At 43.8% G+C, this 15,309-nt stretch carries 18 protein-coding genes; 5 read left to right on the forward strand and 13 right to left on the reverse strand.

The annotated features are described in order from the left end of the window. Positions 1 to 107: 107 nt before the first annotated feature. On the forward strand, positions 108 to 833 hold the full coding sequence (locus tag H9649_RS05405) for a YqcI/YcgG family protein (protein ID WP_404828705.1): 726 nt from the start codon (positions 108 to 110) through the stop codon (positions 831 to 833). Positions 834 to 1,143: 310 nt separating this feature from the next. Here the strand turns inward: H9649_RS05405 and H9649_RS05410 are convergent, their stop codons facing one another. The 10 genes from H9649_RS05410 to H9649_RS05455 form a co-directional block, all read right to left on the reverse strand. Continuing rightward, positions 1,144 to 2,457, reverse strand: a complete 1,314-nt coding sequence (locus H9649_RS05410) for a D-serine ammonia-lyase (protein WP_318241652.1) — start codon at positions 2,455 to 2,457, stop codon at positions 1,144 to 1,146. Between the two features lie 60 nt (positions 2,458 to 2,517). Continuing rightward, entirely contained in the window at positions 2,518 to 3,372 is an 855-nt protein-coding gene (locus tag H9649_RS05415) for a D-alanyl-D-alanine carboxypeptidase family protein (protein WP_191693709.1), read from the reverse strand. A gap of 830 nt (positions 3,373 to 4,202) precedes the next feature. After that, the gene (gene kynA / locus H9649_RS05420; protein WP_191693710.1) at positions 4,203 to 5,021 is read right to left on the reverse strand and encodes a tryptophan 2,3-dioxygenase; all 819 of its coding nucleotides are present in this window, start codon (positions 5,019 to 5,021) and stop codon (positions 4,203 to 4,205) included. Beyond that, entirely contained in the window at positions 5,018 to 5,650 is a 633-nt protein-coding gene (gene kynB, locus H9649_RS05425; RefSeq protein WP_191693711.1) for an arylformamidase, read from the reverse strand. Before kynB ends, kynA begins: the two co-directional genes overlap by 4 nt. Beyond that, positions 5,647 to 6,918, reverse strand: a complete 1,272-nt coding sequence (gene kynU, locus H9649_RS05430; RefSeq protein WP_191693712.1) for a kynureninase — start codon at positions 6,916 to 6,918, stop codon at positions 5,647 to 5,649. The genes kynB and kynU overlap by 4 nt, the downstream gene beginning before the upstream one ends. 100 nt (positions 6,919 to 7,018) lie before the next feature. Then, positions 7,019 to 7,624 carry a response regulator transcription factor gene (locus H9649_RS05435; protein WP_191693713.1) on the reverse strand — a complete coding sequence of 202 codons (606 nt, stop codon included), beginning with the start codon at positions 7,622 to 7,624 and terminating at the stop codon, positions 7,019 to 7,021. Next, positions 7,621 to 8,802, reverse strand: a complete 1,182-nt coding sequence (locus tag H9649_RS05440) for a sensor histidine kinase (protein WP_318241653.1) — start codon at positions 8,800 to 8,802, stop codon at positions 7,621 to 7,623. The genes H9649_RS05435 and H9649_RS05440 overlap by 4 nt, the downstream gene beginning before the upstream one ends. Before the next feature lie 37 nt (positions 8,803 to 8,839). Continuing rightward, entirely contained in the window at positions 8,840 to 9,892 is a 1,053-nt protein-coding gene (locus H9649_RS05445) for a fatty acid desaturase (RefSeq protein ID WP_191693714.1), read from the reverse strand. A 212-nt stretch (positions 9,893 to 10,104) separates the two neighbouring features. Continuing rightward, positions 10,105 to 10,431, reverse strand: a complete 327-nt coding sequence (gene ytxJ, locus H9649_RS05450; RefSeq protein WP_191693715.1) for a bacillithiol system redox-active protein YtxJ — start codon at positions 10,429 to 10,431, stop codon at positions 10,105 to 10,107. A gap of 47 nt (positions 10,432 to 10,478) precedes the next feature. Beyond that, entirely contained in the window at positions 10,479 to 11,060 is a 582-nt protein-coding gene (locus H9649_RS05455) for a glycerol-3-phosphate acyltransferase (RefSeq protein WP_191693716.1), read from the reverse strand. Between the two features lie 93 nt (positions 11,061 to 11,153). Here H9649_RS05455 and H9649_RS05460 point away from each other — a divergent pair, with 93 nt between their 5' ends. Continuing rightward, a complete protein-coding gene (locus H9649_RS05460; RefSeq protein WP_191693717.1) occupies positions 11,154 to 11,810 on the forward strand; it encodes a phosphatase PAP2 family protein in 657 nt (218 codons plus the stop codon). Between the two features lie 60 nt (positions 11,811 to 11,870). Here H9649_RS05460 and H9649_RS05465 read toward each other — a convergent pair whose 3' ends face one another. Further along, complete coding sequence (locus H9649_RS05465; protein ID WP_191693718.1) at positions 11,871 to 12,428, reverse strand: hypothetical protein; 558 nt, start codon at positions 12,426 to 12,428, stop codon at positions 11,871 to 11,873. A gap of 86 nt (positions 12,429 to 12,514) precedes the next feature. Between H9649_RS05465 and H9649_RS05470 the strand changes: the two genes are divergently transcribed. Then, positions 12,515 to 12,838, forward strand: coding sequence for an MGMT family protein (locus H9649_RS05470; protein ID WP_191693896.1), 324 nt, complete (start codon positions 12,515 to 12,517; stop codon positions 12,836 to 12,838). Here the strand turns inward: H9649_RS05470 and H9649_RS05475 are convergent. Beyond that, positions 12,835 to 13,056 (reverse strand): WYL domain-containing protein, encoded by a 222-nt coding sequence (locus H9649_RS05475; protein WP_191693719.1) that lies wholly within the window; start codon positions 13,054 to 13,056, stop codon positions 12,835 to 12,837. The genes H9649_RS05470 and H9649_RS05475 overlap by 4 nt on opposite strands. Positions 13,057 to 13,219: 163 nt before the next feature. Here H9649_RS05475 and mscL point away from each other — a divergent pair, with 163 nt between their 5' ends. Both mscL and H9649_RS05485 read left to right on the forward strand, forming a co-directional pair. Beyond that, positions 13,220 to 13,597 (forward strand): large conductance mechanosensitive channel protein MscL, encoded by a 378-nt coding sequence (gene mscL, locus H9649_RS05480; RefSeq protein ID WP_191693720.1) that lies wholly within the window; start codon positions 13,220 to 13,222, stop codon positions 13,595 to 13,597. Beyond that, a complete protein-coding gene (locus tag H9649_RS05485) occupies positions 13,598 to 13,834 on the forward strand; it encodes a hypothetical protein (RefSeq protein ID WP_191693721.1) in 237 nt (78 codons plus the stop codon). Positions 13,835 to 14,191: 357 nt separating this feature from the next. Here the strand turns inward: H9649_RS05485 and H9649_RS05490 are convergent, their stop codons facing one another. Beyond that, on the reverse strand, positions 14,192 to 15,184 hold the full coding sequence (locus H9649_RS05490; RefSeq protein WP_191693722.1) for a nuclease-related domain-containing protein: 993 nt from the start codon (positions 15,182 to 15,184) through the stop codon (positions 14,192 to 14,194). Positions 15,185 to 15,309: the final 125 nt, after the last annotated feature.

Below are 15,309 nucleotides of genomic sequence, written 5' to 3' on the forward strand. Positions count from 1 at the left end.
TCTCCATACTTTTATTCCCTATTCACTTTTTACTAAACAATCTATTTGTTTTAGGGTTCCCACCGTTAGGGAATTGATGCGTATTGTTTGAATTGGAGGGAATGGATTTGAGAACTTTATTGACGAAAGAGGATTTTGCAGAAAGGAAGGATTTGCCCAATTGGTTGTTGAACAGTTATGCAACTTTCCGTGAGACGGTGACAGAGAAGACGTTTCCCTGTTATTTTGGAATGGGCGGTGAGTTGAAGGGAGAGTTACGCTATGCATATGTGACGCAAGAGGATTGGACGAATTTGCCTTCAGCTCTTCATGCTTTTTTGGCGTTATTTGAAAATCCTAAGCATAAGCGGCATGGCCTGTTCGTTTTCGTAGAACCTTTTGAGAATGAGAGAGATTTAGAAGCTTATCGTCAACAGTTTTGGGACATTCTACAGTATTTGCATGAAGTGGATGAAACAGAGTGGCCTGCAGACAGTCCAAGAGATCCTGATCATCATTTGTGGGATTTCTATTTTGGCGGTGAGCCTATTTTCGTTTTTGGCAATGCACCTGCGTATAAGCAGCGGAAGACTAGGGATCTTGGTCAATCGATGGTGTTAGGCTTCCAACCTAGACGTATTTTCGAAGGATTGTTAGGCACTGAGAAGGGTGGCATCATGTCACGCGAAAAGGTGCGTGAACGTGTAGAGGTATGGGATCAATTGCCGAAGCACCCCGACATAAGCCATTATGGCGACCCGACACATAATGAATGGAAACAATTTTTCATCGGCGATGATGTGGAGCCGATTGTCGGGAAATGTCCGTTTTCGCATAAAGAAACTTTAGGGTAATATAATCAAATGAAAAGGACCCCACTAGTGAGGTCCTTTTTGTAATTGACAACAGTGTCGATTCAAAGTTACTATCAATCAGATTTTATTTCTCTTCAATCTCCAATTGTTTGTAGTAGTTGTCTACGATTGGTGCTTTTCCATTCGAGCAAGCAGACATTATAAGTATACATACCATTAAAATGAGGATTGCAGACTTTTTTATGAGGATACCTCCAATAACAGTCCTACCTTTTCCAATTACAGACATGAATTCTTTTTATTCCGCAAATTATTTCCCACTAGTTGTCGATTTCCCGGGAAATAACGATTATTTCCTGCCGATTCCATAATAGATATCCATTTCAGTTTCAGGCACCATTCCGCCACCTGTCGCCCATACGAGATGGGTAACTGAAGATGAATTTGCCATCGGAACTTCATTGCGAATTGTTTGAACGGGTCCTGTCATACCGGCAAGTGCAGATGGTTCAAGACGAATGTCCTCCGTATCTGCAATCATTGTCAGTAACTCGAACATTGTGTCGTCGGATATGGTGTGGCAGCCTGCAAGTAGTGGTTCCATCTTCTTGCCAACGAAGGCTGACGGTGTACCGACTGCGAGACCATCTGCAGCAGTATGATTATCAAGACCGAAGTCCGTCACAGAAACTTTATCATGTAGTCCTGTCATCATACCGATTGTCATGCATGGTGCTTTTGTCGGTTCCGCGAAGAAGCAATGGACGTTATCGCCAAATTGTAGCTTGAGTCCGAATGCGACACCACCTGGTCCACCGCCGACGCCGCATGGCAAGTAGACGAATAACGGATGGTCGTTGTCAACTGCCCTTCCTTGTTGTTTTAGTTGCGCAGCCAGTCTTTCTCCTGCAACAGCGTAGCCAAGGAACAGGTCGAGGGAGTTTTCATCATCGACAAAATGACAAAGGGGATCTGCTTCCGCTTGGCGTCTTCCTTCTTCGACTGCTTTGCTATAGTCGTCTGCGTATTCGACGACGGTTACCCCTTTTTCTCGCAATAGATCCTTCTTCCATTGCTTTGCATCCGCGGACATATGGACGGTGACGTTGAATCCGAGTTTTGCGCTCATGATGCCGATGCTCAGGCCTAGATTCCCCGTAGATCCGACAGCGATTTTATGCTTCGCGAATAAATTTCGGAATTCCGGATCTGCAAATCGGGCATAGTCGTCTTCCGGTGTAATCAGTCCGTGCTGCACTGCGAGTGTCTCTGCGTGTTTGAGCACTTCATAAATGCCGCCACGTGCTTTGATGGAGCCTGAAATCGGAAGGGCATTGTCCTGTTTGAGCAATAGCGTTCCGGGTATATCCGTAGCGTATTTATTAGCAAGCGCTGTTTTCATTTCAGGAATTTCTGTCAACGGCGATTCGATGATACCGTCCGCTTGCTTCGTTTCAGGGAAAACGGTCTGGATGTACGACGCAAACCGTTTCAACCGATCGCTCGCGTCTTTAACGTCTGCAACGGAAATGCCCGATTGCTCGATGCCTCGTGCACTGTGGCCGTTTAAAGGATTGACCCATAGGATTTCGTCTTTCTCTATGATCTGTTGAAGGAGTGGCAATTTATTGATCCACTCGGAGATTTCATTTTGATTCATCATGTTTCGACCCCTTTGCTATTTAAGTAAGATTTGCATTTAGTATAGCATGTCCGGGATTCATTATTGTTGATTCAACACATAGCTGTCAATTAATTCACGCGTCAGGTCAAAGCGTGGTTTTATGGTATCGTTCCCTTCTGCCGCGACACCGATGACGACAGTGATAATCCGGTCGCCGTCGTAAATACCTGTGCTCGCAAAGCACGATTCAGCAAGTTCCGTGTAACCGGTCTTTAGGCCATCCATGCCTGTCAGTGCTTCAGGCATTCCGGGTAACATAAGGTTTGTGGACCACCTTTTGACGCCTGAACTCGTTGTGAAGTCAGTCATGCTCGTAAACTGCAATACTTCAGAGTGTTCGTCGATTAGTACGTTAGCGATCGCAGCAATATCGCGTGCTGTCGCAAGATTCGTTTCATCGCCATCCAGCCCTGTGGCATTGATGAAGTGTGTTTTTGAAAGTCCTATTTTTTTCGCATAGTTGTTCATCTTAGCGGCGAACTTTTCTTCGGAACCGCTAACCATCTCTGCAAGTGCGACAGTTGCATCGTTTGCAGAAATGACGGTCATGGCAGTAAATAATTCTTTCACTGTGTATGTCTTATCTGATTGCATGTCCAGTTTCACTGCACGGGACGGTTGGTTCAATACTTCTGTGGAAGGTTTGTAGAGGCTGTCCCAGGAAATGCTACCGGCCGCTATTGCATCTAGGACAATATATTGCGTCATTAACTTTGATAAACTTGCGATTGGCAACGCTTCATTGGCATTACTTTCATAGATGATCTTGTCAGTACTTGCATTGAGAATAATTGCTGCTTTGGCATTTTGCGCCGTGGAAACTGCTTCATTTTCCGGTATTAGTAATATAATAGCAATGCCTGCAAGGAGTAGAATTGTAAGTAGTTTCTTCATAAACTCACACCTTTTTATGTAATGACTCTATTATCCGCTAGGAGAATGAAGATTTATGCAGGCAATTTCTTAAGATTTACTGAAGTTTTCAGCCTATGCCCGCACACACCTTAAAGCGTCATTCAGAATATTCTAAGGATAGAACGTCAGTGATGGTGGTGATTTCATTTTTCCAGTCATCAGTTGGACTGCTGGATACTATATTGGAGATAAGGCCGATTCAAGAATTGCTGAACGCTTGCGTAAGCAAGCTGATGTACATGAAAGGCAGGAAGAATCCGCATAATGGCGCAGTTAGTTGTTCGCATCACCTCTAGGTTGAACAGGTCAGTACGGACGGGTTATGTGTATCCGTGGGCAATCCAAGGTTGGGGCAATGGGTCACAACGGTTCAGGGAGGGGTTCCTAAGTCGAAGAGTATTTATTTCGACGGGTTCATTGCTAGTTCAACTGGTTTGGAGATTTTGACCGATCTACAGCTGTTTAAGTCGGGTTGGTTATTCGTAGCGCCCACGCAACGCACTGCGTTATCTGAAGTTGAATGTGATTGAATTTGAGATGGAGGCTTCGCCAAGGGGATTTCGTTGGCGGAGTTTTTTATGGGGTTTAATGGACTTTTGCGGGGCGTTATGGATTTCTATGTGAAGTTATGGACTTTTATGTAGAGTTATGGACTTTTTAAAGCAGTTATGGACTTCTGGGAGGAATTATGGACTTTTGGATATTGGGACGCGGGGAGCTCCTGGTTGGGACAATATTTGTCGCGCTGAATGGTTTTGACCAATTAAAAGCATTTAAAAAGACTGCCGGCGAGCGGCAGTCTTTGCTTTTTATAGTTTTGTGCGGACGTCCCATAGTTCAGGGAAGAACTGATGATCGAGGACGGATTTTAAATAGTTCACACCTGACGAACCGCCAGTACCTGTTTTGAAGCCGATGATTCGTTCGACGGTTTTCATGTGACGGAAACGCCATTGTTGGTGGCTGTCTTCAATGTCGACGAGTTTTTCTGCGAGCTGATAGAGATCCCAGTACTTATCAGTATTACGATATACTTCAAGCCAAGCGTCCGCGACGGTTGGATCCCCTTGATAGGTGACAGAGAAATCACGTGTCAGCAAATCAGGATTAATGGCAAATCCAGCTCTTGACAGTGCGCGGATAGCTACATCGTATATACCAGGAGCATTGTATGCCGCGGTTAAGCTACTGGCAAGTTCGGGGTCTTTCTCGTAAATTTTCAATATATGGGGTTGCTTGTAGCCGAGCGCAAATTCGATCAGGCGGTTCTGGTAGGACTGGAAGCCTGATGAGCGCCCTAAGCTATCGCGGAACTCCATGTATTCAGCTGGCGTCAACGTAGCAAGGACGTCCCATGCCTGGATGATTTGTGTCTGGACGCGTGATACCCGCGCGAGCATTTTGAATGCTTCTGGCAGTTCGTCTTTTTCGATCGCGTCAATCGCTGTATTCAATTCATGCAAAATCAGTTTCATCCATAATTCGCTCACTTGGTGGATGACGATGAAGAGCATTTCGTCATGGTGGCCGGATAGCCGTTCTTGGCTGGATAACACTTTATCCAATTGTAAATATTCCCCGTAAGTCATATTGTCTTTAAAATCTGTATGGATGCCTTTTTCACTCATTTTCCTAGTCTCCTCACTACTGCGCGGACAGGACTTCCATCCGCCCCCGCGATTGGCAATGGCAATGCAATCAGTTCGTACTCGCCAGGTTCCACTTCATCTAACACGATGTTCTCCAAAATGAGGACGTCATTCGCGTATAGCGCATGATGCGCATCGAGCGACTTGCTATGTTCGGAATCGACTGACGGCGTGTCGACACCGATCAGCTTCACACCACGCTCTTTCAGCAATGGTCCGATATCCGGTCGCAAAACGGTATACGTATCAGGAAATACATCAGGATCAGGTCTGCTAGCAGTTTTCAATAAAATCCGTACCGCTCCACAAAAGTCATGTGCTTCCAAGTCTGATCGACCGATAGAATCGCGACCTGATACGTCAATAATAATCGCTTTACCGATATAGACATCAATCGGCAGCTCATGCACTTTCAGCCCTGCGTCGTCATAATGGAAAGGCGCATCGATATGCGTGCCCATATGCGTACTCGTCGTCATTTTGCCGATATTGACGGAGCCGGTGTCCGCCTTAGCGAACGCAACTTCATATGAAAAGGGCGTGTCACCAGGCCATTCGGCAATATGGTTATGCAGCGTCTGTGAAATATCAATCCATTTCCCGGTCATGCGACGACACCTCTTTTATTCTCAAACTGTTCATAGCGTTTTTCATCCATAATTGTTTTCAGTTTCTGAACGGTGTGCCAGATGTCTTCATATGTGTTATATAATGCGACAGGCGCTAGCCGTATGCCGTTCGGTGCACGGAAATCCGGGATGACCCCATCTTGCTTGAGCGCTTTACAAATCCGTGCCGCTTCAGTGTGTTCCAACAATAAATGCCCCCCGCGCGTTTCATCAATAGGACTACCGATTGTAAATTCTGCTTCGGACAGTTCTTGTTCAATCAATTCCAACATGTAACCTGTCAGTTTCAAAGACCGTTCGCGGATTGCCGCCATACCGAGTTCATCGAACATTTCAAGTGAGCCGATAACAGGCGCAAGACTTAGCACGTGAGGTGTGCCTATCTGGTAAGCACCTGAATCCAGCGCTGGATCCATTGTATGATCCATATCAAATTGGGATTCCTTTTTCGATCCGAACCAACCTGCCAGCCCTGGTGCTATACTGAAGTTCTTTTCGTGAATGAATAACCCACCGACAGAACCTGGTCCACCATTCAAATGCTTGTATGTGCACCAGAACGCGAAATCTGCCCCCCACTCATGAAGTGAATGTTCAACGGAGCCAACTGAATGGCATAAATCAAAGCCAATCGGAATATTGCGTTCGTTTGCCGCTTTTGACAGTTTCTCCATATCGAGCACTTGGCCGCTGCGATATAAAACTGCTGGCAACACAATTAGTGCCACATCGTCCGTCATCGCTTCAATAATTATATCTTCATCTAAATATCTGCCGTCCGTACTTGCGACTTGAAGGAGATGCGTATCAGGATCGTATCCTTTTAATCGCAGCTGGCTTTTAAGTGCGTATATATCAGAGGGAAAGTTCAATTCGTCTGCGAGAATCTTTGTTTTATTGCCGTCAGGCTTATAGAACGTCGAGACGAGCTGATGCAAGTTGGTCGTTGTGGAGCCTGTTGCAATCACTTCAGCATCAGAGCCGCCTACAAGTGGTGCCATCTTCTCTCCGACTGTTTCAGACAAGTAGAACCATGGGTGTTCACCTTCCGTCCAACCATCGATGCCAAGAGTCTTCCAGGAATTTAGTAGTTCGTGTAATGTACGTTCCGCTCGTTTGGATAAAAGTCCAAGAGAGTTTCCGTCCATATAGATTGTATTTTCGGGTATGTAAAATTCCTGTCTGTACATTGCAAAGCTATCGTTTGTATCGAGTTGTTGAGCTGCTGAAAGTGTATGTTGTGTCATCGTCATTCCCCTTTCGATTCCTCTTGAAATCATAGCATAATTCACCCATCTATCGGTATGGAAAAAGACTAGCGCGCGGCCAGTCTTTTGTGTATGGAACTTATTTGAACCAGCCTTTTTCCTTGAAGTGCGAAATTGCTTCGATACGGTTGCCGACGTCTAGTTTCTCAAGAATTGTCGATATATAATTGCGCACCGTACCTTGCGTCAAATACAGTTCGCCCGCAATTTCTTTTGTTGTTTTGCCTTCAGCGACGAGCTCGAGCACTTGGCTTTCGCGGTCGGTCAGTGGGTTTACAGAATCATCTTCATACGCGATATCGACAAGCTCGGGTGCATAGATGCGTCGCCCTCCGTCAATCGCATGGATGGAATCGACAAGTTCCTCAATAGGACTGTCTTTTAGTAAATATCCGCGCACACCGGCTTTCCGTGCACGCTCGAAATAGCCGGCACGAGCAAAAGTTGTTAGGATGATGATTTTGCAGTTCATCCCTTTAAGTTCTTCTGCAGCATCTAGCCCCGTTTTCACAGGCATTTCAATATCCATGACACAAATGTCCGGTTCATGCGTTTTGACGAGGTTCACCGCCTCCTCACCGTTACGAGCCATCCCGACGACTTCCATATCATCTTCCATGTTCAAAAGGGAGCCTAGTGCGCCTAACATCATTCCCTGGTCTTCTGCAATGACAATTCGAATCACGACTTCCCCTCCTCTACTTGATGTGTTATGACAATCGGCATTGTGATTGTCAGTTTCGTTCCACGATTCACTTCAGTGCGCAAGGAACCGTTAACAAATTCTAATCGTTCACGCATACCTTTCAATCCAGAGCTCTCTAGCTGTTGCTCTTTCATTCCAACACCGTTGTCAGAAACAATGATGGACACTTCCTTATCTGTCTGCGAAAACGTCACGTCACATACCGTTGCTTCGCTATGTTTGACGACATTCGTTACCGCTTCTTTCAAACACATACTCAAGACATTTTCCATATTTGACGGAAGTGTGCTTGCAACAGGCGGTGCTCCGATGATGTTCAGTTCAATTTCCGCTGCAGACAGAATCTGTCCAACTCGAATCAGTTCATCCGTCAGTTTCGTCGACCTCATATCTGCAACAAGTTCACGGACTTCCTTCAGTGCGGTGCTTGCCGTCTGACGTATATCAGCGAGCTCTCTCTCCGCATCAGCAGGACTCTTCACGATTAATCTGCGGGCCAAGTCGCTTTTAAGTCCGATCATCGATAATTTTTGTCCAAGCGTATCATGTAAATCGCGGGCAATCCGCTCACGTTCTTCGAGCAGAATGAGTTCGGAAATCCGGTCTTTTGCGTCCTCCAGTTGATCTTCGAGATTTTCGCGTCGGTTTTTGTTGTATAAGTTGAAAGGCAAAAGAATGACACCGATAATCGTAATGATAATAAAATGGATTTGCGGTAGAAATAAATTGAGTTCGATGAAAAAACCTGCCACGACAGCTCCTATAGTAAAGGCGATATGCAGACCATACATAATGAAGAAACCGACGTTATTACGGATATTGCCGATGAATATCGCTGTGAAAATCGAGAAGTATACGTAACCGAACAGTAAAGTCATGATGACGCTAATGACAATTTCGAAGCTGAGCCACATATAGACAAGACCGCTCTTCGATCTGAATGAAAAGAAATATGAAATGAAGAAGAGAACGAGCAAGCCGATTCCTACTGATATACCGACAGCTGACCATGACTTGAAAATGAAGAAGAACGGAAGCAGACAGAAGATAATCCATGCATAAATGCTGAGCCATGGACTTTTTGGAATGATACTATACCATTTTCGCATCAGCTTCACCGCCCTTGTTCTTTCCATTGTATCAAAGACACGAATCATGAAACAACCACCCCACGAATGAGGTGGCTGCATAATTTTATTTTGTGTCAAAACTTGTGCGTTTCGCTTTTAGATTGATTGTAGGCATTGGCTTTTTCAAAATGCTCTTCACTTCTTTGAAAGTGATGAAACGTTTGTTAGCTGGATCATATACTTTGTACTTAAGTGACTCCAGACTCGTTTTGATATTAATAGTTGTCGCCATATGAAGAGGCGGTGTTGACTCATGCGCAAGTTCCAAGTTGTAGTTTGGAACACGAGGCGCCAAGTGATGAACGTGATGGAAACCGATATTGCCTGTCGCCCATTGAAGGACTTTCGGCAATTTGTAATACGAGCTTCCTTCTACTGCCGCTTTCACATAATCCCACTCAGATTCTTCTTCGAAATACGAATCCTCGAATGTATGTTGGATGTAGAACAACCAAATGCCGAGTGCTGCCGCAACAAACATGATGGAACCTTGAACGATCAGGAACGCCTGCCAGCCAACAAGCCAAACCATCAACGCATAAATTACCACAAGCAATACATTCGTCAAATACGTGTTGTTACGTTCTTTACTACGTGCGTCTTTGCGGTTGACGCGTCCTGTGATGAGGACGAGATACAACGGACCAAATCCGAACATGACGAGCGGATTACGATAAGCACGGTATTTAAACCGTTCCCATTTAGAGGCTTCAACATATTCATCGACTGTCATGACCCAAATGTCACCAATGCCCCGCTTATCGAGATTTGAACTTGAGGCATGGTGAATGGCGTGCTCACGCTTCCACTTTTCATACGGGAACAATGTCAGAACGCCAGTAATCGTACCGACGATATCATTCGCTTTTTTGTTTTTAAAGAATGAACCGTGCGTGCAGTCATGGAAAATGATGAATGTCCTAACGACAAACCCTGCAGTAATGACTGCTATCCCAATAGTCAACCAGATGGATACTGACAAGCTTTGATAGGCCAGAAACCATAAGACAAAAATAGGTGGAACTGTATTAATCAGTTGGATAATACTCTTTTTCAGATCCGATTTGGCATAAGGTGCAACTTCTTTGTGTAATTGCTTCGTTTTTTCCTTACTCATTTTCAAAAAGCCTCCTCGACGTTTTTCGTTATCTATCATACTAAAGGGAATTTGGGATTTGCAGAATAGATGAACGTCATGACTTTTCATATGACAACCGTCATTTATTGTGAATTTTTTCACATACTTTAATGTTTGGTCAATGAAAAGCGACTTTTTTTGCGCCTAAAAAACAGGCATCCTGTATGACCGGATGCCTGCTTACAGTTCTATTAGCTATTCTCTTCAATCGCCTTTTCAATGGTCGTTTGTGCAATGTCATAATGACTTGCATCCCAAACCGCTTTCCCTTCTTTCACTAAGAACAGTTGTGGACTTTCGTGCCGAATACCGAGTCCTTCTTCGATTGCACGTGAAATGTCCTTATTGTCTTGAACAATCATAAAGTTTTTCGGAATGTCCGTTTCATACGCTTCAAATGCACGATACGCTGCTGCGCTCACCGGGCACGTCGAGCTGTGTTTCATCATGAACACCGGACCATTATTTGATTCACCAAGTACGGTTTCCCATTCTTCAACTGATTGAATTTGTTTCATTAAAATCGCTCCTTCGTATTTCTATCCTATAGTAATGAAATACCCTCTTAGGAGGTTCTTGAATCTTTATTCATAAAACGGTCTTGAAAATCCTCTCTATGCGCGAACAGGAGAAGTGCAATGACGAGTACACAAGTTGCAGTTTGTCGCTGATCATATGTCACGACGTATAAGAACACGGGTGACAGGGACATTGCGGTTAACCCTGTTGCAGAAAAGCTTTTCAAAAATGGTTGCAAGACGAGGAAAGCGACGACGAACTGGCCGACAACGAACGGATTGAACGCAAGCATCCCACCGATGAATGTCGACACGCCTTGTCCTCCTTTGAATCTATGGGCGGCAGGAAAGATATGTCCAAGCATGACTGCAAACAGCGCAAGAAGTTGGACAATATCGTTGTAACCAAGCCATCTAGTAACGAGCACTACAACTACTCCTTTGAGCGCGTCACACACAAATGTCAGGACGAACGCTTTTTTCCCGAATACCCTTCCCATATTGCGCGCACCTGGATTTCTGCTTCCTTCTGACCGCACATCACTCGCAAATAAGTGTCTGCCGATCAGCGTCGCCGTCAACAGATTGCCTACACCGTAAGCGGCAAGCAACAAAATGGCTATGCCCACATTCATTCCCCTATTCTCTGTAAAATTCTTGAAGCGGATGCATTATCCAGTCTTTTACTGTACAATAGTGCGCAGTAGAAAGGATGACTTTGCATGAAATTACTTTCCGCACGCCTACTTTTGGCGTTAACGCTATGTATTCTTTTTGGCGGTATGTTTGCCTATATCGCTAGAGGCATCCGTCGTGAAACGATTACAGATTTCGACAGTGCCATCATTACCATCGTGCAAGGATGGGAAGCTGATTGGCTGACGCCGATTATGAAAGCATTCACATTCATCGGCTCGACAACGGTTGTGCTGTTCCTCATTGTTGCCGGTTTCGCCATCCTCCTGTTCGTTGTACGCAATCGCGCCGAAGCGTTTTTCTTCTTTTTTGCACTCGGTGGGACGGGCGTGTTAAATCAAATCTTGAAGTTCATATTCAAAAGAGAGAGACCGGACCTTCACCGTCTTATCGACATAACCGGTTTCAGTTTCCCAAGTGGCCATACGATGATGGCATTCAGCTTATATGCAGTAATTTCTTACATATTATGGCGTCATATCCGCACATATACAAGTAAGATTTTGCTGATTTTGTTCGCTGCACTCATGTTTGGAATGATCGGTCTTAGCCGCATCTACCTCGGCGTCCACTATCCGAGTGATGTGATCGGCGGCACAATGGCGAGCGCTTTCTGGATGATTATCGCAACATCCGTTTACGGCTATGTCATGGATAGAAGAAAGCGTATGACAGGTGTGTAAGGGAATGAATTGATTGATGGATAAAACGGCTCCTGCGCATATGTAGGAGCCGTTTTCATCTTATTTGTTATACTTTTCCGCTTCCTCTTCAGAGAGTATGCGTGGTTTGAAGTTACCGACTTCAACATACTCAACTCGCCCGTCGACCGTCACTTTAAAAATATATGCGTCAGACGTATGCTCGATAGAATCGAATGTCGTTTGTTGCTCATCGTAATACCTTTTCAATTCAGTCTCCACCCAAAACGGGACTTCTGTTTTCATTTTGACTAACTCTGCTTTTTCTTTTTCTGCTAGTTCCGCCTTCCATTCCTGTTCTGCTTGGGGATCTAATTTAAAGTAGATCCGTTGTAGCAGATCGATAATCTCACCGAATCCGACGAGTAAAAGACCGATAAGAAGATGTGTCGCAAGTATACCGATGAAACCGAATAGAGCCATACCACTTAATCCGCCTGTGTACTCAACATTGCCGAACTGATCGTAGTATTCTCCGCCCATTTGGGACATGCCGACAAGATAGATGATGCCTTGAAGAACACCCCATGCAACGACGATTATACCTGCAACTTTTATGAGATAGCCAATGAGGCTATGTTTAATGTATAACTTTTGCATGGAATTATCCCTCCTATTGTAAGTTTCTGCATATCTATTGTACGATAGATTAATTGAAATAGTTTCATTTGGAGGGAAATTTCATGATTCCATTTACAGAACGTGTCGTCCGCATGATTCAGCAGATTCCACCGGGCCGTGTCATGACGTACGGACAAGTAGCAGCTGCCGCGGGAAATCCACATGGAGCAAGACAAATTGCACGTGTCCTTCATTCAATGAGCGCGAAGCATGGCTTACCTTGGCATCGCATCATCAATGCGCAAGGCGGGATTTCTACGCCGACGGACCGTGAAGACAAAGGCAGTTTGCAACAGGAGCTGCTTGAAGCGGAAGGTGTCGTGTTTTCTAGTGACGGGAAAGTGGATTTGAATAAGTATCGGTGGTTTCCTGAAGGGGAATACTGTTAAATTGCCTGTGGTTCACGGTGTACCACTTGTTGCACGGATAACACACGTTCCACTTTAAAAGTTCTTCTTGACCGGCGCAGAAGACAAAACGCTATAAATGAGTCGCTTCCTATTGAAATGATTTGAACTCGTCTTTTTGTTAATGAACCATCCGCACCCATGTATATCATCTCAGCCAATTCATGTCGTTCACACATTTTCATAAGTTTCTCTCTCATGAGATCATCTCCGTTCGGAACATTTGTTCTCATTATATGCGAACGCATGTGTGTTAACAACTAAAAAGTCATCAATTAGGCGTTTTTATTAAGCTATATTTTAAAACTGTCAATAATGGTAAAATAAATATTCATTCATCTGTTTATGGAAAGGAGCGATATTATGTGGAAAGACTTCAAAGAATTTGCGTTCAAAGGGAATGTACTTGATTTAGCAGTGGCAGTCGTCATTGGGGCTGCATTTGGTAAGATTGTTTCATCGCTTGTTGATAATATCATTACACCTCTCATTGTCATGCTAACTGGTAAAGTTGATATTTCCGAACTTTATCTGACGATAAATGGAACGAAGTTTACGTATGGACTATTCTTGCAATCCATCATCGATTTCTTTATTATCGCTTTCGCAATTTTCATCTTCGTCCGCATCTTGATGAAGTTCAAACGTAAAGAAGAACCTACGAAAGTCGAGACAGCAGCGATTGATGCAAAAGAGGAATTGTTGAAAGAGATACGTGATTTATTAAAAGAAGGCAAGTGAATGCAAAAAGGAAATCGGTTGCCCGATTTCCTTTTTTTGCGCATTACCAGTTCAACCCCTCATCTAGTCAAAACCTTTCCTGCGCGCATCACATTTTCGCTGTTACTCCACAAGTTCCGCGGGATCACGACCGTGAACGAACAACTCTCGTTCGCGCTAAGTGGTTTTGACAAATTAAAAGGGGTTTCACTGCAACTGGGGGGTTTTATCGATCGAATAATTGTATATATCGATTGAATAAAACATTTTATCGATCGGATAATTGTATATATCGATTGAATAGCAATATTTATCACCATTTCATGACCTTCTTACTAGTCAAATCCACTAGTTCAATCCCTTATCTTGTCAAAACCTTTCCTGCACGAACCACATTTCCGCTGCTACTCCGCAAGTTCCGCGGGATCACGACCGTGAACGAACAGCACTCGCTCGCGCCAAGTGCCTTTGACAAATCAAAAGGGGTTTCACTCCAACTGAGGGTTTTATCGATTGGATAATTGTATATATCGATTGAATAGCACATTTTATCGATCGAATAATTGTATATATCGATTGAATAGTAGAATTTATCACCATTTGATGACCTTCGAACTAGTCATCCCTTCTTACTTTATTTTCCAAGAGCTCAATATCGCTGAGATCCACAGCATAATGTCTACCTTTTCTATCGCCAAACGACGGTACTTGTAGTCTTTTCAGAATTCGATTCGCTTTCTGCGGACTATCTAAACGTAAAAATAATCTACAATCTCTATTTGTTATAACGTTGTCAACAAGCATGAAATAATCCAGCACGGATTGCAAATGAGCATCCGCACTTACATACTTACACCGATGACAACCCCATCCTTTATGAATAGACTCCATGCCAAAAAGACCGCACTTTTCACATTGGACGCCAGTTTTCAATTCTGAAGATGAAATGTTAAATGATGAGATAAGGGGAAAAGGATTGTAATCGCGATGGCTTTCCATCAATGCAGCTGATATTTCTCGCAGCTGACCATCATCGAGAGTTGGGGATAGGTCTCCGATGTTGCGTAGATAAGTTAGAACTTCAAGAGGAAAAAGGATTTTCAAATTGCTACGTTCGCTTTCGAAATGTTGCTGAGTTCTAGGAAAAACTACCGCTTTGTAAATTGGGACAGACATATTTCTCGCATAGAACCAATCTTCAAGAAGCATCTCATTCCGCTCAAGTTGTATGGATGGACATTCAAATGAATCAACCTGTCCATTTTTCAGAGTACGTGTAATCTGATTTTGCCCGGTGGGAAAACTGATGCTACCCGCTATGTTTTTCATTTCTAAGATGACTGCTCCTTGCCTGCATAAAAAAAGAGTGTCGATTTGGAACTTGCCGGTTGAAGATAAATTCAAATCATGAAATACATAATGTTGGAAAGGAATTTGAAACCTTGAAAATACGCCAGCTAATATTTTCTCACCATTATCGCCTGCACGCGTTGTTCTTAAGGCGTTTTCAATGGATGAATATCTTGAATGATGAGACGGTAACCTCTGCACAAACCTTTCGAGGCCAATTTGTTTAATGGATCTAGTTTTCTTCTTTACAATCAACACAAAACACCTCCTCCATTGAGTTTATCATCGTTCTCAAAATATTTCCACATCAAACATATAGTCTATCTGAGGAGATTGATAATTATATCTATCGAATAATTGTATATATCGATTAAATAGCACAT

The sequence above is a fragment of the Sporosarcina quadrami genome (genome assembly GCF_014836615.1).
In the GTDB taxonomy this organism is placed as follows: Bacteria; Bacillota; Bacilli; order Bacillales_A; family Planococcaceae; genus Sporosarcina; species Sporosarcina quadrami.